This window comes from Microcystis sp. M_QC_C_20170808_M3Col, from assembly GCF_007095505.1.
Lineage (GTDB): Bacteria > Cyanobacteriota > Cyanobacteriia > Cyanobacteriales > Microcystaceae > Microcystis.
This window is the reverse complement of sequence record NZ_SFBY01000018.1, coordinates 1-18,358: the sequence shown is the minus strand read 5'-3', so window position 1 is coordinate 18,358 and position 18,358 is coordinate 1. Positions and strand designations below refer to the sequence as shown.

Genomic DNA, 18,358 nt, shown 5'->3' with positions numbered 1-18,358 from the left:
TCGAACATTACCCGTTCAAGAGAGCGATTGGGGTCAATGTAAGATTGGCGAGAATGGAGACAAGTATAATTATCTATGATCAATAAGTTGAGAATTCCGAGACTAATTTGGGGCAGTATAGCACTAGGATAATCTTATCGAACCCTTCTGTCATTTCCAGTTTGACATCTGGTTAGTTCAATGATACTATAGAGACCCATGGTTTTATGAACAACTCAAATCTATCATTAAGGCACTAATATTATGGCTGATGTTGTAAGAGAATTTGAAAAAAAACAACAGAAAAATATACTTAAAGAGGAATTATCCAAACAACAAATATCACAAATAAGATCAAACATTGAAAGAATCATATCCAGCTATAGACACATTTGGGATATTTACACAGAACTTTTGCAAAATAGTGCCGATGCCATTATAGAAAAATTTGGAGAAGACAAAATCGAGCAAGGTCGGATCGAGTTAGAAATAAATACGGAGCAAAGAGAAATTATAATAACAGATAACGGTATTGGTATAGAAGAATCAGAAATATCTAAGATTTTAGTTAATGGTAAATCTTTAAAAAGAGAGAAAAATACTGGAAAATTTGGATTTATGGGTTATGGATTTACCTTTGTTGCTTTTCAAAGTAATTTATTGAAAATTGAGAGTATCAAAGACGGAATTAAAGCATCAAGAACCTATAGAGATTTATATCACTTTATCTACTCTAAATCAGAATTGCCAAATTCAGAAGAAGAAGAAATTGGTCAGAAATGTTAATCAACTTCAGAAGAATCTCAAACAAAGATAACTGTTAAATTTCCTAAGGATTTTCCCAATGAAGTAGTAGAGGAAACACTATCAACAGCTTTTAATTTTGCCAAATGTGAAAAAACCATCGAGGCAATTTTGAGAACAAGGTCTGTGGTTGGAACCCTAGATAAAGTCTTCTCTTCAAAAGAGTATTTTCAATTTAGCCTTAAGGTAGATGGTCAGAAGTTTAAAATTAAAACTGGCTATTTAACTGTCAGGGAAATTGTTCGAGAAGTGGTTGGAATTGAGCAATCATTTTATGATAGACCAGACGAGTACGAAACTTTGATAAAATTAGGCGATGACAAGTTCTCCCAAACACAAAAAGAGGCTGCTTTTAAAGTCAATCTTCTAGACGAAAAAATAGATGAAATTGAATTTGGTTCTAAAAATCCTTTGTCCGCAAGAATTTTAATTTCTGCTACCAGTAAGAACTTTATCAATAAATTTAATGAAAGATTCCATAATAATGATATATCTACTGACTTTAAGATAGAACACGGATGCTGGTTGGCAATAAATGGAATGCCTACGGGAATTTGCATACATCCATTTGATGACAGTAATTACTTTCCCTACACGGTTTTAGTAGATATAAAAGATAATTCAATTCGTACGGAGTTAGACTCAGGTAGAAAAGGAATTAGTCCTTATCGAATGAAACAGATATCGGATAAAGTATTTGAGATACTGAAAGAGAGAAATTATATTAAATATCGTCGCTACATAGTTGAAGGAGATACTAGAACAAGAATTAGCGATCCTTTTTATATACCTTATGAAGAATTAAATGATAAATTGAAAGAAAAAAGATACTTTGAATCATCTTTAACTCAAAAGTATTTACCACCCCTAGAAGAGCAGGAGGTTCTCGGCCTTTTTATTGAAATTGTTGCTAAGAATCTTCTTAAAGGCTATGAATTAAAAATACTGTCAGGCTATCAAGTTTATGATGGTTTGTACTATTATAATTTAACAGAGTCTCAAGATATATATCATTCAAATTACAATCAACTAGGAATACATAAGACAATTTTTACAACTCATGGAAGTAGTCTAAAAAAAGACATCTTGATAGAATTCAAGAAAAACTTACGGGATATTTATCCAGATATTGATAACAATAAAAAAGATGCTAATCATATTGATATATTAGTGTGTTGGGAGGTAGAATTTGAAAACAAGGATAAACTGCAAAAGGAAAAAGGTGATATATTAATGGAAAGGGACGTAATGAGAAACGTTTTTTATGGTGTTACACATAATTTAATCATAATAGGACGACAACAGGCATTGCCAATTATCGAACTAAAAAAAGTCTTAGAAATATTATTTAACTACACAGACAAGAATTTATAAGACAGTACAAACTTGAGAGAATCTCATCGAACCCTTTTGTCATTTTTTGCCAAAAAAGGGAGAGATGAGCCAATAAAAGCCCATCTCTTGCTAATTTATCGCTCTACTTTAGTGACAGCCAAGAATACTTTACTTGTTACCATTACCCTGCATGGCTAAAACCCCATCGCGCAGTTTATCTGGCACTTCTTGCAGGTGATCCTCATCCCACTGGAAGAAACCGACACCCATAGTCAAAGAACGCAATTCAACGATAAAATCGTGCATTTCCGCTTGGGGGAGATAGGCCGTTACCTGATCCCAACCTTTCCACTCCTCAGAAGCTTCAAAACCCTGAATTTGACCGCGTTTACCACTGATTAACTGTAAAACCTTGGCGGTGTATTCTGAGGGAGCGAGAACAGTCACCGATAGAATTGGTTCTAATAAGACTGGATGACATTTAGGCAGTCCTTCCGTCATCGCTAGACGGGCCGCTTGTTTAAAAGCTTGTTCGGAACTATCGACACTGTGATAGGAACCATCGGTGAGAGTGACATCTATATCCACCACGGGGAAACCCAAAGGACCATGACCGAGATATTCCCGCACTCCCGTTTCCACCCCCGGAATATACTGTTTGGGGACGACACCACCGACAATGCTTTCATGGAAGTGGAAACCTTCCCCCCGGGCCAGGGGTTTAATATCGAGGTAAACATCGCCAAAAGCACCGTGACCGCCGGTTTGGTGTTTATAACGTCCGTGGGATTTGGTGCTGGTTTTGATCGTTTCCTTGTAGGGAACTTGGGGTAAATGGGTGGTCATCGGTAGATTATACTTGCGCGCCAGGCGATCGAGGGCCACTTGCAGATGAATTTCTCCCTGTCCCCAAAGAATCACTTCTTTAGTATCACCGTGTTGTTCCCAGTAGAGGGAAGGATCTTCTTCGATCAGTTTTGTCAAAGCTGAACTTAATTTCACTTCATCCTTGCGATTGACGGCGGCAATAGCCAAGGCAAAGACGGGTTTAAGCTGTAAACCTTTGGGAAGGTCGGGTTTTTGACTGCCGCTGCTAACCACATCTCCGGTGGCGATTCCCTCCAAACGACCGAGAGCGACAATTTCCCCCGCTTGGGCCTGCTGTAGGGGTTGTTGTTGTTGTCCCATAAGACGATAGATACCACCAATCCGCACACCGTTCAAGGTCATGCCATCGCTAAGGGTTCCCTGCCAGACTCGCGCTAGGGAGAGGCGACCGCCCTGGGGAGTAAAATAGGTTTTGAGGATTTGTACCACCGCATCCCCATCCGCACTGGGATCGAGACCGCGACGGTTGGCAGTAATTGTCGGGGCCGGTGCTTCTTCCACTAAAGCGGTGAGGAGATGACGCACACCATAGTCCCGTTCCGCCATACCTAAGAACACGGGTACTATCTGATCGGCTCCCAGTTCTTGTTTTAAGTCTTGGAGAATTTCTTCCCGGGAGGGGTTAATATCTTCGAGGAGTTCTTCTAAAAGATGATCATCAAATTCGGCGATCGTTTCTAGCATTTCTTGTCGAGCAATCTGTTCTTCTTCCTTGAGGTGGTCGGGTAAAGGTACAGGATCGGCGGGACTGTTAGCATGGTAATGATAAGCCTGTTCGTTGATTAAATCGATAAATCCGATAATTTCGTTGTTCTGCCGGATAGGATATTGTTGGGGAACGAGGGGACGACTAGAAACGGATTTGAGAGCTTGTAGGACTTCGTTAAAGTGACTATTACAGCGATCCATCTTGTTGATGAAGATTAGATGCGGAATTTCCCAATCATCGAGGAATTTTAGCAAGGGAGCCAGGGTGAGAACTCGATCGACCACCGGTTCACAAACGATAATAGCAGCACCGGCCCCGACGAGGGCATTATAGGTTTCACTGGCAAATTCGATCGAACCGGGGCAATCGAGAAAGGTAAAATTTAGGTCTTGGTATTGACTATGGGCAACGGAAACTTCTACACTCATCTGTCGATCCCGCGCTTGCGTGGAACTATCACTGACGGTATTGCGATCGCTGATTTTGCCTTTTCTGGTGATGGCTCCTGTTACGAAAAGTAAACTTTCCAGTAAGGAGGTTTTTCCACTGGAGTAGGGGCCGACAAGGGCCACATTACGCGTGTTTGCTCCGATACTTTGATTCATACAGATACCCCCAACAATGATTTAGTGATTAGTTGTGGCGATGGGACGATATTTACACTCGATCGCCCTAGGAAATATACTGTCATAGCACTGAAAATTACTCTCAGGACGTAGTTAGAAGTGAAAGGCCTGTCTTGCCATAATTTTGCCCAGTGCTACAAGTGTATTCTTTCTTACTTTTCACCCTAACTCAGTCTCAAGCATTACATCCCATTCTCGCAATCTCTTGTAAAGTCTCGCCTACTTTTAGTTAAGGAACTTGAATAAATGTGAACTAAGCTGTTGACTATCCACAGTCTTTCTCATCAACTGGATTCACAAAAACGAGAGGCAGCCTGATATAGTGAGAGGTCGGAATGATGTTTATCAAGCAATTTTTATGTTAAAAGCTGGAATCGTGGGACTGCCAAATGTGGGGAAATCGACCCTATTTAACGCTCTGGTGGCTAATGCCAAGGCCGAGGCCGCTAATTTTCCCTTTTGTACCATTGAACCGAATGTGGGTGTGGTATCCGTCCCCGATGAACGTCTGGAGGTTTTGGCTAAAATCTCTAATTCTGAGAAAATCGTGCCGACGCGGATCGAATTTGTCGATATCGCCGGATTAGTCAAGGGTGCGAGTCAGGGGGAAGGATTGGGTAATCAATTTTTGGCTAATATCCGGGAAGTGGACGCGATCGTTCATGTGGTGCGCTGTTTTGATAATGATGATATTATTCATGTTTCCGGTTCTGTGGATCCGGCCCGCGATATCGAGGTGATTAATCTAGAGTTAGCTCTAGCGGATTTGGGACAGGTGGAGAAGCGGGTGGAACGTTTACGCAAACAGGCGAAAAATAGCAAGGAAGCCGCCGAAGAATTGGCTATCCTTGAAAAAATCCTAATTTGTCTTAATGACGGTATTTCGGCGCGAAAAGTGGATTTAAGCAAAGAGGAAGAAGAGTTAATTAAAAATCTCGGTTTATTGAGTCGTAAACCGATTATTTATGCCGCTAATGTTAGCGAAGATGATCTGGCCACGGGTAATGATTGGGTGGAAAGTGTCCGTCAAATTGCCCAACAGGAACAGGCAAAAGTTGTGATCGTTTCTGCTCAAGTGGAATCGGAATTGGTGGAATTGTCGGAAGAAGAAAGAAAAGATTTTCTCGGTTCTTTAGGAGTAGAAGAAGGGGGATTAAAATCTTTAATTAAAGCTACCTACGAGTTATTAGGACTGCGTACCTATCTCACCACCGGTCCCCAAGAAACCCGCGCATGGACGATTATTTCTGGCATGAAAGCACCCCAGGCAGCCGGAGTTATTCACTCGGATTTTGAACGGGGTTTTATTCGTGCAGAAACCGTGTCTTATCAGGATTTAGTTAATAGTGGCACAATTAGCGCCGCTAAAGAAAAAGGTTTAGTCAGAAGTGAAGGCAAGGAATACATTGTTCAAGAAGGTGATGTTTTACTATTCCGTTTTAATGTATAGCTAAAAATAAATCAGGTGAGTGCCACCCACCTGATCAAAAGGCTAAACAATTTTACTAAAATAACACGAGAGCATGACTGAATTTATTCAGTCGTCTGCAATGTTTTGATATAATCCCTCAAGATTTATGCCCTAAACAATCTCTAAGCTTTTTTTACTCACTTTGGTTAACATTAAACTGAATTTTTTATCTATTGACATACTCTAATTTATATTCTATAATTAGAGTATAGGAGCAAGTTATTGTTTAATCAAGATGGCGATGCTTTCTGTCCACTAAAAGACTGGTTTGCTAGGAATGCAGTCGAGGCTAAAAATAGTCTATCTATTCAACAACCCGCAAGGGGAAACGGTCAAATCAAGCGCAGTAAATGAAAGAGCAAGGATTGTTATTTTCCCAAGACAGCCTGTTACCTGAAAAACTCCCGCAAATTCAGGAATTACGGCCTTCTAACAATCTTGCAGCAGTTTTTGAAGAGTGCCATAATTATATTTACGCCAACGAAGGAATGCTCAAAGACAAGATTTTTCACGAGATGGTTAAACTAATCATCATCAAACTTCATGATGAAAAATCTGCCAAGCAATCGGTAAATTTTGGCGTTACAGCAAGTGAATATAAAGCCATCGTCGCCAATAAGTCCGATGAATTTATGTTGCGTCTCAGTCAATTATTTACCTCCATCAAGAATCATTATCGGGGATTTTTTACTGATGACACATTCAAGTTAAAACCTCTGACTCTTGCTTATATTGTAGGAAAGTTACAGTACATCAATTTAACTAAAACATCTGGCGATATAAAAGGTGAAGCCTTTCAAACTTTTGTAAATAGACACCAGCGTGGAGATAGGGGAGAATTTTTTACCCCTCACCCAATTGTGCGTCTTGCAGTTGAAATGATAGACCCCAAACCAAAAGAAAAAATTATCGACCCTGCTTGCGGAAGTGGTGGTTTCTTAATTCAAGCAATAAACCATGTTCGACAAAATAACCCAGAGTTCGATATAGCAACTTTTGTGCAAGAAAGTATTACGGGAATTGAATTTAATCCCGATGTCGCCCTTTCGGGAATGATTCGTTTAGTTTTTGAAGGTGGCACAGGTTCAGAAATTATCTGCACTAATGCGCTTATCGAAGATGAAAAATTAAATAACTCTTTTGATGTTATCTTGACAAATCCTCCTTTTGGAAATAAAGGAAAAGTAGAAGACCAGAAAATTCTTAAATCATATCTTCTTGCCCGGAAATGGCATAAATCAGCGTCCAATGGTTGGGAAGTTTCCCCAACCGTTTTAGCAGGTCAGTCGCCCGATATTTTATTTATTGAGAAATCTATAAAATTATTGCGTGCAGGTGGTCGCATGGCAATTGTTCTGCCGGATGGTCTATTACAAAATATCTCTAATGGACCGATTCGCTATTGGTTGCGCTCCCAAGCAAAAATATTAGGTGTTGTTTCCATCCCCACAGAAGCTTTTGTACCTTATGGCACAGGAATCAAGACATCACTTTTAGTAGTTCAAAAATTACCAGCAGACAATGATTCTTGTTTTATGGCACAAATCAAAAAAATAGGCTATGACGTTAAAGGACAAACAATATATAAGCGCAACGAGTCTGGAGTTATAGCCCAAACAAAATCAGGTTTGCCAATAGTTGACGATGATATAGATGATATTTCTCAATCTTTTGCATCATTTATCAACGGCGAATTTGCACAAAACAGCGATTGTATTTATACAGTTAAGAATACCCTGCTCAATTCGAGACTGGATGCCGAACATTATTTACCCAATGACCAAAAATTATTAGAACATCTAAAATCTATTGGGGCGAAACCTTTAGGTGAAATTGCCGATATTTTGAGAGATTCAGCTGATTTTCGTTTAGCCAAAGATAGTGAAATTAGATATATCGCTATCTCCGATGTTGATTATCGTACAATGCAAGTTGTTTCTCAACAAATAATCAAAGCACATGAAGCTCCATCTCGCGCAACATATAGATTGTACAAAGGTGATATTATTACAGCAATTTCAGGAGCAAGTACAGGAAGCTCACGTCAAGCAACAGCCCTAATCACGGAAGATGAAGACGGAGCAATTTGCTCAAATGGATTTTCGGTATTAAGAAATATTCAGGGAGTCGAGCCTTTGTTTTTATTAGTATATATGCGAACAGACTTTTTTTTGCGTCAGATTAAAAGGTACATGACAGGTCATGCGATTCCTACTATTTTAGTAGATGATTTGTCTAAAGTTTTAGTGCCTATTCCACCCAAATCTGAACAGCAGAGAATAGTAAAAAGTATGGCGGAAATTCAAGCAATTAGAAAAGAAGCATTAAAAGCAAGTGAGAATGTTGTTAACGAAATGAGTCTTTTACTTGGCCAATTTGAGTAAGGCAAAAAGCAGGTTAAGCCTAGAACAAGTCTTAATACTAAATCCGGTTATTAAAAACTGATTATCTATTCACCCTTTTGCCTGTCCTGATATGTAGCCTATACTCAACGGATTTAGATGAACGTAGGTTGGGTTGAAGCATGAAACCCAACGCTAAATCTGGTTATTAAAAACTGATTATTTATTCACCCTTTTGTCTGTCCTGATATGTAGCCTATACTCAACGAATGAAGAATGTAAAGATTTATTAAATTGTATCTTTTAATACAGTTCGGGGGGGGTAAATGTGTATCCTCTTACTGTCCTCATTTTGTCTTGGGTTCGGCTGTTGCTTGACCAGGCCGCAAGGAAGACGATAGTTGCATCCAGTCACCCGTTTGTTCAATCAAGATGATTAAAAACCGATTAATTCCTACCCTAGCTTTAGCTGGCGCAACTTCTCTCGCTGCTATGCTCACTCCTGTCGCAGCAACGGCCGTTACTTTTACTGTTAACCGCAGTTGGAGTGAATCAGGTAATAACGCTTCTTTAGTGGGAACCGTAGATGTGCCAGTAGGCAGCTATACTATCCAGAATGGTACTCCTAATCCCTTTACCAACGTTAACCTTACCTTGACAGTTAATAGTAATCCTTTTACTTTAAATACTGCGAACACTTCTAACATTTCCGGAACAGGGCAATTTTTGGTTAATGCCACATCTTCAACGTTAACTTTTAATACAGCTAATGCTGATGGGAGTAACCCAGCTGATTTAGCGTTTTTGAACTCGTCCACGGGTTTCGGTGGTCCATTTTATGTAATTGGTACTGATGGTGATCCTGGTTTTGAAATCGCCATCAATACATCCCCAAATGTTGCTGCTTCAGTAGCTTTATCCGTAACTTTTGGGACAGTACAACAAGTACAACAAGTACCTGAACCCGCCTCCCTCTTTGGTCTTGGAGTCCTTAGCACTCTCGGCGCAGCTTCAACCCTCAAGCGCAAACTAAAGCCATCCCAATCCATCGAAAAAGAAACCACAAAAGTTGGCTAAATTGCTCATTAAAAATACAATGCCCCTTCAATTAGCCAGTTGAGGGGGGTTTATTTTTAGTCCATGTTTCTATTCATTGATTTTTTTGATCCAATGGCAACTTTTACATCAATATTGTCAAATTGAATGAGTATGGTGATTTTGTGCTACAATAGAGGTCTATTAAAAGTAAAAAAACAATCAATTAAGTTAGGTAGGCGTTAAAAATTATCAGACACCCCCCTTATCAAGGGGGGCAGGGGGGATCGAATCTAAAATCGATTTTTAATTTAATTATAACCAGCTACTTACCATGAATAGCAAGACAGAAATCACTATTCAAGTTCCTTTAGAAATTGCTAGATATTACGCTAAAATTAAACCCAATGACCGAGCGAACATAGAAAACAAATTAACTGAAACTATTCAATTAGAATTAGAAAAATATCGTCAAAAAGCAGCGGCGAGATTATCAATAATTATGGATCAAGCTAGTGATGAAGCAGAAGCTAACGGATTCACTCCAGATATTTTAGCCTCTATTTTAGAACAAGATGAGAGTTAATCACACTATTAAAAACGGATTAGCTGTAGGGCTAATTCATGAATTAGCCCTACAATAGGCGTTGTTATTCTGATCTGACAACGCCGATAAATCAACAGGGATTCTCAATTCACCCGGGAAATGTGCGTCACCAGGGCTGCCGATTGTAGGATGGGGGTAGTGGTGACGGAATCCGTCGCTAGGGTAAAGAGAGGATTGGAAAGGATACCGGCCAGGGAAGTCGCCACTAGGGAGAGGACAATACCCACCTGTAGGGGACGCATCCCGGTAAGAGTCCAATTGATAGCGGGGTAATTTTTCACCGCATCGGACATCTCTTGGGGTTCCTTGACCACCATCATTTTGACCACACGGATATAGTAGTAAATCGAGGCCACACTGGTGACTAAACCCACGAGGACGAGGGCATAAAGTCCCGCTTGCCAACCGGCCCAGAATAGATAAATCTTGCCAAAGAAGCCCGCTAGAGGCGGAATTCCGCCCAAAGAAAGCAGACAGATGCTTAAACAGAGGGTTAGGAGCGGATCCTTCTGGTAGAGTCCCGAATACTCAGCGATCTGATCGGTTCCAGTTCTCAGAGCAAAGAGAATCACACAGGCAAAAGCCCCTAGGTTCATGAACAGGTAAATTAACAGATAGAAAATCATGCTAGAGTAACCTGCGTCAGTACCGGCGGTTAAACCAATCATGACAAAACCCGCCTGACCGATCGAGGAATAGGCTAACATCCGTTTCATGCTAGTTTGGGCCAAGGCAACCACGTTGCCGAGGATCATACTCAAAATTGCTAGGGCGATAAAGATAAACCGCCATTGTTCGCTGACTAGACCGAAAACCGTCACTAATAGGCGAATTGCTAGGGCAAAACCCGCCGCTTTCGAACCCACCGAGAGGAAAGCCACCACGGGAGTGGGTGAACCTTCGTACACATCAGGAGTCCACTGGTGAAAGGGAACCGCCGAAATTTTGAAGGCGATACCGGCAATCACAAAAACTAATGATATCGCCAAGGCCAGGGACTGACCACCGTTAACAGCGGTTAATTTTTGAGCAATGGCGCTTAAACTGGTTTCACCTCCGGATAAACCGTAGAGAAGGGAAACACCATAGAGGAAAATCGCCGAACTAGAAGCTCCAATTAACAGGTATTTTAAGGCGGCCTCGTTCGATCGAGGATCCCGCTTCATGTAACCGGTCATTAGATAGGAGGAAATACTGAGCATTTCTAGGGAGATGAAGATCATCACCAATTCACTAGCGCCGGATAGGAACATTCCCCCGAGGGTTGCGGTGAGCATAATGGCTAAAAATTCCGCTAGGGAGGTTCCCGCTTGTTCCACATAACGCACAGACATCAGCACTGTGGAGGCGGTAGAAAGGGCAATAATCGCCCTAAAGACGATACTGAGATTATCCCCCTCAAAAGCCCCTAAAAAGGCCAATGGTTTCGGATTATCCCAGGTAAAGTAGAGAGCAACCACAGCAGCGAGCAGACCAGCGATCGCAACGTAGGGCAGCCAACTTCTGGCACTCCGTCCCACGATTAAATCGCCGATTAAAATCACCATCAGGGTAATAATCAGGATTCCTTCGGGCCAGATAACGCCGGCGTTTAGCTGACTGGCAACAAGACTAGAAAAATCCATATTGATTGAGGTTAAAGGAATTTGAAGTTAAAAAAGGCTTAATACAAGCTTAGGGCATTTCATCAGTGATTCAGTGATCAGTTATCAGTTATCAGTGATCAGATGTGAGTTTTCAGTTCACCGATCGCCGCTATCGAGTTAAAATATCTAAAAAACCTGATAAATTTGATATAATCTTAGCTTTTATGGGTATTTTAGTTGTCTATTGTCTTTTTTATCCTCCTGTCTCGGAGTCTCGGAGTCTCCTCAGCTAAATGAAAATCTTTGATTTTTGCAGCCGAGCTAATTTCTGATGGTGACAAGTTGTCACCGAGATGTATCCACGTTAACAGGGAAAAAGTGAAAACTCAGGAAATCATGACATAGACTGGCATCGTTAGTTGTCAATGAAGGATTCTGGTAAAATCAGGCTAGGGGAAACACCCGGAAAATCAGTTGTTTGTGAGCCATCCGCTTGATTTTGTTGTTGAAAAACTTTCTAGTTCGCTCAATCCTTTTCCTTTAGCGATCGCTTGAATGAGTAACGAAACCTATCTCAATCATCCCACTTTCGGTCTATTATACAGAGTCTGTCTATTAGAAGAACATCAGGAATTATTTACCACTCTTTATGCCCAACGTCTTTTTTTTCTGGTGACGGTGGAGCCCAAAAAAGTCTCGTTCGATCCGATTAGTCGTTCCGATGCTCGTCTTTTAGTGGAAAACCGGCTGCGGAATTTGCGACGGCGCAGTAATATGCAAGAATTTAACAGTCTCAACCAAACTTATCAACAAACCTTTTCAGTCTAGTTCATGACGATCGCTAGTCGTATCGAGTCAATCCGTCTTACCCTACCCCCCTCCACGCGCCTGATTGCCGTCAGTAAACAGGTATCGAGCGATTATATCCGTCAAGCTTACCAAGCAGGAGTGAGAGATTTTGCTGAAAGTAAGCTACAGGAAGCAATCTCGAAGCAGCAAGAACTAAAAGACCTCCCAGATATTTCTTGGCACTTTATCGGGCATCTACAGGCAAATAAAGCCCGCAAAGTTCTAGAATCTTTTGATTTAATCCATTCCCTCGATAGTTTAAAATTAGCCCAAAGACTCGATCGCCTAGCGGCGGAATTAGAGATTAATCCCCAAGTTTTGCTACAGGTGAAAGTTGTCCCCGATCCCGATAAGTTCGGTTGGGACACGGACGAATTACTAGCAGATATTCCCGCTTTAGTCAACTGTAAACAGCTAAAAATTCAAGGTTTGATGACAATTCTGCCCCAGGGATTATCCGCCGGGGAAAAGTTAGCCGCCTTTGAAAAAACCGGGGATTTAGCCCAAATAATCGAGAATAGCTCTAGTTTATGCCTGCCTCATCTATCCATGGGGATGTCTAACGATTATCCTCTCGCCATCAAGGCTGGAGCCACTTTGATCCGGGTGGGAACCAGCATCTTTGGTGATCGCATCTACTAAGCCATCTCCGTAAATTTACAGAAAAAACCCCTAGAAATTTTAATAATCGGTGACAATATATCTTAAAATTACAGCGTCTAGTCTAGAAACCGGTGGTTAGAAATGAGGAATTGACTTTTTCCCAATCCCTGAAAACTATCCCCTGATAACTGATAACTGAAAAGAGGGAACTAACCTCTGTCTCCAGACGACTAGAATGACGAACCCTTAACAAAATAGTTCCCCTGTACCAAGTAAGAGCAAAAGTTGTTAAAGGCCACTAAAATAACCCCGACTCTAGCCAAGACCACCTAAAAAATCTTTTGAAGGACACTTAGACTGTGAACAACATTTTTACCAAACTCAAAGATTTTGTCGGCATCTCCGAACAACCAGAAGACGAAGATGAAACCGACTACGAAGAAATGAACTGGGAAAAGTCTTCCCCCCAAGATAGGGATCAAAACGAAGAAGAAGATACCCTCAATCGTCGTCAACGCGAACCTTTAAATCTCAGCACAGCCACATCTATGGGACTCAACAGAAGCAACGTGATCGGTATGCCAGGTATTAACAACAATAATGCAGAAGTAGTAGTGATCGAGCCCCATTCCTTCGAGGAAATGCCCCAAGTTATCCAAACCCTGAGAGAACGCAAATCGGTGGTTTTAAACCTCAACGTCATGGATCCCGAAGAAGCACAAAGAGCCGTGGATTTTGTCGCCGGTGGCACTTACGCGATTGATGGTCATCAAGAACGCATCGGTGAGAGTATTTTCCTATTTACCCCCAGCTGCGTTAAAGTTAGCACCCTTTCCGGAACTATTCACGATATCACCGACAACCCGAAAATGGCTCGTCCCGTTTCCCCCGCACCTGCTTGGGGAGCCGAAAGCAGTCGATTAGCTCAATGAATCCTCCCATAGTCCTCTCGTTAAGTTTGTCGAAGCTAGAAATCGATCGATTCTCGAGAGGATGCGTTTTTTTGGGGGTAAGATCTCTAAATCTGCCTTTTTTTCTTTTTACTTTTTACTTTAAATAATACTGTGTCTATTCGTTTAGGAATTATTGGTGGTGGAGTCATGGCCGAGGCCATTCTCAGCCGTTTATTAAAAAAAAATATTTATAGTCCCGAAACGGTGTTAGTCAGTGAACCCCAATCCCAACGGCGCAACTTTTGGGTTAATACCTACGGAGTACAAGTCAGTGAGGATAACCGGGAAGCCGCTAGAGCAACTGAGGTGTTAATCTTAGCGATAAAACCGCAAATTTTAGAGCAAGTAGTGAATAGTTTGCTGGGAATACCCGAAAAACCCTTGATTATCTCGATTTTAGCAGGAGTTACCCTCAATCGCTTAGAAATGGGCTTTCCCGATCGCCCCGTGATCCGGACGATGCCCAATACCCCGGCCACGGTGGGACAAGGGGTTACAGCGATCGCACCTGGTCGTCATGCGGAACCGGAACATCTGGCCGTAGCCAGAGATATTTTTGCGGCCGTCGGTTCGGTGGTGGAAGTTCCCGAAGCTTTGATGGACGCGGTAACGGGATTATCGGGATCGGGCCCGGCATTTGTGGCCTTGATGGTGGAAGCTTTAAGCGATGGTGGTGTGGCGGCCGGATTACCGCGAGCGATCGCGTCTCAATTGGCTCTAGAAACAGTTTTAGGGACGGCAACCCTATTAAAAGAATCGGCCATACATCCGGGAGAATTAAAGGATCGCGTCACTAGCCCCGGGGGAACCACGATTGCTGGGGTGAGACAATTAGAAAAAGGCTCTTTTCGATCGACTATTATCGAGGCAGTAGTGGCGGCCTATCATAGATCTAAAGATTTAGGGCGTAGTTCTGAAAAGTAATCTTTGTATCTTTTTTTACCCATAATTGATGTCTCGATCTGTGATAAGATACGCAGCAATTCTTGTCCAGAAAAAGTGTATGAATAAGAAATCTTATCGTTTTGATTTAATGGCATTAATTGCCATTGCAGTTTTTTTTCTAGGGATTGTTTTCTGGAAAGTCCCGCTTCATTATCCCTATATCCTTAATTTTGATGAAGCGGTGGCCATGGTACTTGCCTACGTCACTAAACAAGGTTATCGTCTCTACGAACAAGTTTGGCACGATCATTTATCGGGTTTATCTATTTTACTAAATGGTTGGTTAAGCGTGACAGGATTTACTATCCATGCGGCGCGCATTATGGTGCTTTCTTTGTCCACAATTATGTTAGGAATTTTTTATCTAATTCTGAGAGTTAATTGCGGAATATTAGCCTCTTGTTTATCGGTATTCATTCTCTCAACCTGTCTAGTTTATATTACCCTGTCAACGACAATGTTGCGGGAATTACCCTCACTTTTTTTTACAATTTTAAGTATTTTTATTATCTTTAAAGCCCTTCAATTCACGGGTAAGCTTAAGTATGGGCTGTATTTACTTAGTGCTATTGCTTTCGTTTTTTCCCTGCAAATTAAACTTTCAGGCATTACTATTATCCCAACTGTAGCTTTAATTATTTTTCTTAATCAACAGAATAGTTTTATTAAAAGAATCATTGATATTGTTATTTGGTCAGTCGCTGTCGTTTTAGTCTTTGTCTTGGGTTCCCTGACTATTTTTCCTTTTTCCTACGCAAATATCATTAAATCTCATGTCAGTGTTGCCTCTAGTTTCGGTGAAGAAAATCTCACCTTATTGACTCTCTTACAAAGCGCCCTACAACAGGAACCAATTTATCTGATCGTCACAGTGATCGCTATTATAGCGATGGTTTTTACTCGCAATATAATACCACTTTTACCGCCGTTGGTTTGGTTAGGTTCTAATCTGTTCAGATTTGCCACAGTCGCCCCAATTTGGCCTTATTATTATATCCATTTAATTATTCCTGCCGTTTGGATAATTGCCTTGTTTGTCGAACAGTTAAAAATTACTGATAGCCTCGGGGAATTTCAGCAAAATCGCCAAATAACCAGAGTATTAATACTTAAAATGCTAATTTTTCTCTCCCTGTCTGGTCAATTTCTCTTTAATACCTTAAGAATAATCACCAATCGTGATCCTGGAATTAATGCCTATGTTCAAGCTAATAAAAGGTATAAACCTCTTTTAGCAGAAGCTGTGTTTGAAAAATTTAAAAACTCCGATAAACTTCTGTTAACCGATAATCCTCACTACATATATCAATATTTCTTGAAAACACCCCCAGAAACTGCTGTCATCACCAGAAAGAGATTTATCAATCAGAATCTTGATGGGGATTTTATCCTAGAAGTTATCGAAAAAAGACAGCCCGATTTGGTTTTTCTCTATCGATTTGAAAAGGAATTTCTGCAATCATCAAAACTCAAGGATTATTTAGAGAAAAATTATATCCAGTTTCCCGACCAGCAAGAAAAAGGAACTCTCTTTATCAGTCCGAAAACTTGGCAAGAATATAAAAGTAAGGCTAATTAGAAATTGTGGACGGGGACTATTAACGTTTTTTCTTTTTTACCGGTTTTTGAGCCACTTTTCGAGAACGTTTGTAGGCCGATCCGATCCAATCACTACAACTATGACTCATCGCCCCTAATTCTAAACCCAGGAAAATAGCGATCGCTACCCGGGGATACTGTTGCCATAATGCGATCGCTTGCTGCGGCCACAGTCGCCAATCCCAGTCTATACCCCAGAAACTTTGCAGGATCGGGATGATGATGATCGCCGCTAGTAAAAGAAAACTACCAAGATAAAATAACCGAAAGACTGTGCCGATCAATAAACCGTGGGATAACCAACCGCGATGACGGATCATGGAACGGTAGGGTAGCCACAACCAGCGTAGATAACCCCAACGTTTGTATTGTACTGAGTGGATGTCAAGATCTGGTCCAAACAGAAATCCGCTAAACAAATAACTGGCCAAGAGTAACAGAGTTAAGTTACCACTGCCACTGACCAAAAAACTCGCCCCCGCAATCGGTGGCAGCAGAATTAGGGTAATGCGATCGTGAGTTCGACCAGAGGGCATCGGAAAAAAATCAACTCGCTCAAAAAAATAATATACTTTTTTAAAAATATATGTTATGCTGAGAAAGTGCAAAAATGATTCGGGCGTTTAGCTCAGTGGTAGAGCGCCTGCCTTACAAGCAGGATGCCGTAAGTTCGACCCTTACAACGCCCATTTTTCTCAATCCTAGCCTCGTCAAGCTTTCACTCCCGATCGCCGGCTGAGATTAAAACTATTGAGGGGAATTGCTGCGGGAAGGCAAAATTGGGACTAATTGCTAGTAAGCTAGTCAGTAGGTCCGAGGATTAATTGATTGCGGCACACCGGTTATATGGCCAATTGGAAATGTATTAAAAATTGTGGAGCTTGTTGTCAACTAAATCCCGACGAGCGTCCTGACTTAGAAGAATATCTGACTCCCGCACAATTAAGTCAATATCTCAGCATGGTGGGGGAAGAAGGTTGGTGTATATACTTCGATCGCCAAACCCGTCTCTGTACCATTTATGACCAGAGACCGGAATTTTGTCGTGTTCAACCGGATATTTTTGCCAAAATGTATCAAATCGAACCGAGAGAATTTGAGCAATTTGCGATCGATTGCTGTCATCAACACATTGAGGATCTTTATGGGGAAGATAGCCTAGAAATGAATAGCTATCGTCAGCAAGTAGGCTAAGATTTATCCCTATCCCAGAAATAACTCGGACGGGGAAGAAAATAAGTGGTCTGGTTATTTTTCCTACCTTCTCGATGGCTAAAGCAGCAACCCACTTTCCGCACTTCTTAACATTCAATTGATAATTTTTACTAAAATATTGCTTACAACCCTTTGCCAGTAAGGATTATAGCTACAATCATGGATTTTTGTGAAGGTAAAGAATTGTAAACTTCTTTCTCAGAAAAAATCAATTATTGAAAATGTTCTCAATAGTGGTTTCTACAATGAAGGTTTTTCGTCAAAACATCTTGGGGAATGTGAAAATATATAAAATTATACGAAGATGTGCCGAATGTCGGCAGTAGAATTCCAGAATTGATGGTGTCCCTGTTGAGGAGAAGTCTATAGGAAACTCAAAACCTCTAGTAGAGGTGCAGAGTTTGAGTTCAGGACAGGGAAAAACTACTGACAGGGGGACAAGCAAGCTGAAAAGCTTATGTAGCATGGAATACAGACACAGACTTCCAAAAAAAGATAAGTAATATATGGTAAATATGACCTACATAACGAAAATGATAAGTGAACTATACCAGAAAGTCTTAGAGAATGAACTGGGACGAGCCAGATATCTACTGTTGTTAATGATAGTTGGAACCTTGCAAATACTAAAGCAAGCAAAGTTAGAGATATTAGCAGAAGCACTACCTATCCCAATCCTGTTTGAGAGTCGGCGAAAAAAACTAAAAAGATTTTTAAAGCTGGAAATTCTGAAGATTGAAAGAATCTGGTTTCCGTGCCTAAAAGAGATGTTAAAACAGCCGGAGAGATTCACAATAAAAGGATTAGTATAT

The 18,358-nt window shown here is 41.0% G+C and carries 15 protein-coding genes, 1 tRNA gene and 1 pseudogene; 14 read left to right on the top strand and 3 right to left on the bottom strand.

Features of this window, described 5'->3' with window-relative positions:
* Nucleotides 1–243 precede the first annotated feature (243 nt).
* Together EWV84_RS00855 and EWV84_RS00850 are read left to right on the top strand one after the other, a co-directional pair.
* Nucleotides 244–765, top strand: a complete 522-nt coding sequence (locus EWV84_RS00855) for an ATP-binding protein (protein WP_287075782.1) — start codon at nt 244–246, stop codon at nt 763–765.
* Nucleotides 766–909: 144 nt separating this feature from the next.
* A complete protein-coding gene (locus tag EWV84_RS00850; RefSeq protein WP_287075781.1) occupies nt 910–2,157 on the top strand; it encodes a hypothetical protein in 1,248 nt (415 codons plus the stop codon).
* A 129-nt stretch (nt 2,158–2,286) separates the two neighbouring features.
* On the opposite strand, the gene EWV84_RS00845 is transcribed toward EWV84_RS00850, so the two are convergent.
* Nucleotides 2,287–4,320, bottom strand: coding sequence for an elongation factor G (locus EWV84_RS00845; protein ID WP_287075780.1), 2,034 nt, complete (start codon nt 4,318–4,320; stop codon nt 2,287–2,289).
* A gap of 379 nt (nt 4,321–4,699) precedes the next feature.
* Here EWV84_RS00845 and ychF point away from each other — a divergent pair, with 379 nt between their 5' ends.
* From ychF to EWV84_RS00825, 4 genes are all read left to right on the top strand, one after another.
* Nucleotides 4,700–5,791, top strand: coding sequence for a redox-regulated ATPase YchF (gene ychF, locus EWV84_RS00840; RefSeq protein ID WP_287075778.1), 1,092 nt, complete (start codon nt 4,700–4,702; stop codon nt 5,789–5,791).
* A gap of 371 nt (nt 5,792–6,162) precedes the next feature.
* Entirely contained in the window at nt 6,163–8,196 is a 2,034-nt protein-coding gene (locus tag EWV84_RS00835) for an N-6 DNA methylase (protein ID WP_287075776.1), read from the top strand.
* A 390-nt stretch (nt 8,197–8,586) separates the two neighbouring features.
* Entirely contained in the window at nt 8,587–9,231 is a 645-nt protein-coding gene (locus tag EWV84_RS00830) for a PEP-CTERM sorting domain-containing protein (protein WP_287075775.1), read from the top strand.
* A gap of 292 nt (nt 9,232–9,523) precedes the next feature.
* A complete protein-coding gene (locus EWV84_RS00825) occupies nt 9,524–9,775 on the top strand; it encodes a hypothetical protein (RefSeq protein WP_287075773.1) in 252 nt (83 codons plus the stop codon).
* Between the two features lie 104 nt (nt 9,776–9,879).
* On the opposite strand, the gene EWV84_RS00820 is transcribed toward EWV84_RS00825, so the two are convergent.
* Nucleotides 9,880–11,421 (bottom strand): NAD(P)H-quinone oxidoreductase subunit N, encoded by a 1,542-nt coding sequence (locus tag EWV84_RS00820; protein ID WP_287075771.1) that lies wholly within the window; start codon nt 11,419–11,421, stop codon nt 9,880–9,882.
* Nucleotides 11,422–11,937: 516 nt separating this feature from the next.
* On the opposite strand from EWV84_RS00820, the gene pipX reads away from it, so the two are divergent.
* The 5 genes from pipX (at nt 11,938) to EWV84_RS00795 (ending at nt 16,311) form a co-directional block, all read left to right on the top strand.
* A complete protein-coding gene (pipX, locus tag EWV84_RS00815) occupies nt 11,938–12,210 on the top strand; it encodes a transcriptional coactivator PipX (protein ID WP_287075770.1) in 273 nt (90 codons plus the stop codon).
* 3 nt (nt 12,211–12,213) lie between these two features.
* The gene (locus EWV84_RS00810; protein ID WP_287075768.1) at nt 12,214–12,873 is read left to right on the top strand and encodes a YggS family pyridoxal phosphate-dependent enzyme; all 660 of its coding nucleotides are present in this window, start codon (nt 12,214–12,216) and stop codon (nt 12,871–12,873) included.
* Nucleotides 12,874–13,193: 320 nt separating this feature from the next.
* Nucleotides 13,194–13,766 (top strand): cell division protein SepF, encoded by a 573-nt coding sequence (locus tag EWV84_RS00805; RefSeq protein WP_287075766.1) that lies wholly within the window; start codon nt 13,194–13,196, stop codon nt 13,764–13,766.
* Nucleotides 13,767–13,898: 132 nt separating this feature from the next.
* On the top strand, nt 13,899–14,711 hold the full coding sequence (proC, locus tag EWV84_RS00800) for a pyrroline-5-carboxylate reductase (protein WP_149988233.1): 813 nt from the start codon (nt 13,899–13,901) through the stop codon (nt 14,709–14,711).
* A 79-nt stretch (nt 14,712–14,790) separates the two neighbouring features.
* Entirely contained in the window at nt 14,791–16,311 is a 1,521-nt protein-coding gene (locus EWV84_RS00795) for an ArnT family glycosyltransferase (RefSeq protein WP_287075763.1), read from the top strand.
* A 19-nt stretch (nt 16,312–16,330) separates the two neighbouring features.
* On the opposite strand, the gene EWV84_RS00790 is transcribed toward EWV84_RS00795, so the two are convergent.
* Nucleotides 16,331–16,867 carry a metal-binding protein gene (locus tag EWV84_RS00790; RefSeq protein ID WP_046662393.1) on the bottom strand — a complete coding sequence of 179 codons (537 nt, stop codon included), beginning with the start codon at nt 16,865–16,867 and terminating at the stop codon, nt 16,331–16,333.
* Between the two features lie 81 nt (nt 16,868–16,948).
* On the opposite strand from EWV84_RS00790, the gene EWV84_RS00785 reads away from it, so the two are divergent.
* From EWV84_RS00785 to EWV84_RS00775, 3 genes and pseudogenes are all read left to right on the top strand, one after another.
* A tRNA-Val gene (locus EWV84_RS00785) sits at nt 16,949–17,020 on the top strand.
* 157 nt (nt 17,021–17,177) lie between these two features.
* Nucleotides 17,178–17,525, top strand: coding sequence for a YkgJ family cysteine cluster protein (locus tag EWV84_RS00780; RefSeq protein WP_286826191.1), 348 nt, complete (start codon nt 17,178–17,180; stop codon nt 17,523–17,525).
* A gap of 623 nt (nt 17,526–18,148) precedes the next feature.
* Nucleotides 18,149–18,358: pseudogene (locus tag EWV84_RS00775) on the top strand (IS4 family transposase); the annotation flags it as partial.

Bases quoted from the DNA above. Each gene is read 5' to 3' on its own strand.
- EWV84_RS00830 (WP_287075775.1), top strand. From the start codon at position 8,587: ATGATTAAAAACCGATTAATTCCTACCCTAGCTTTAGCTGGCGCAACT.
- EWV84_RS00845 (WP_287075780.1), bottom strand. From the start codon at position 4,320: ATGAATCAAAGTATCGGAGCAAACACGCGTAATGTGGCCCTTGTCGGC.
- EWV84_RS00810 (WP_287075768.1), top strand. From the start codon at position 12,214: ATGACGATCGCTAGTCGTATCGAGTCAATCCGTCTTACCCTACCCCCC.
- ychF (WP_287075778.1), top strand. From the start codon at position 4,700: ATGTTAAAAGCTGGAATCGTGGGACTGCCAAATGTGGGGAAATCGACC.
- EWV84_RS00780 (WP_286826191.1), top strand. From the start codon at position 17,178: ATGGCCAATTGGAAATGTATTAAAAATTGTGGAGCTTGTTGTCAACTA.
- pipX (WP_287075770.1), top strand. From the start codon at position 11,938: ATGAGTAACGAAACCTATCTCAATCATCCCACTTTCGGTCTATTATAC.
- EWV84_RS00820 (WP_287075771.1), bottom strand. From the start codon at position 11,421: ATGGATTTTTCTAGTCTTGTTGCCAGTCAGCTAAACGCCGGCGTTATC.
- EWV84_RS00825 (WP_287075773.1), top strand. From the start codon at position 9,524: ATGAATAGCAAGACAGAAATCACTATTCAAGTTCCTTTAGAAATTGCT.
- EWV84_RS00795 (WP_287075763.1), top strand. From the start codon at position 14,791: ATGAATAAGAAATCTTATCGTTTTGATTTAATGGCATTAATTGCCATT.
- EWV84_RS00855 (WP_287075782.1), top strand. From the start codon at position 244: ATGGCTGATGTTGTAAGAGAATTTGAAAAAAAACAACAGAAAAATATA.
- EWV84_RS00790 (WP_046662393.1), bottom strand. From the start codon at position 16,867: ATGCCCTCTGGTCGAACTCACGATCGCATTACCCTAATTCTGCTGCCA.
- EWV84_RS00835 (WP_287075776.1), top strand. From the start codon at position 6,163: ATGAAAGAGCAAGGATTGTTATTTTCCCAAGACAGCCTGTTACCTGAA.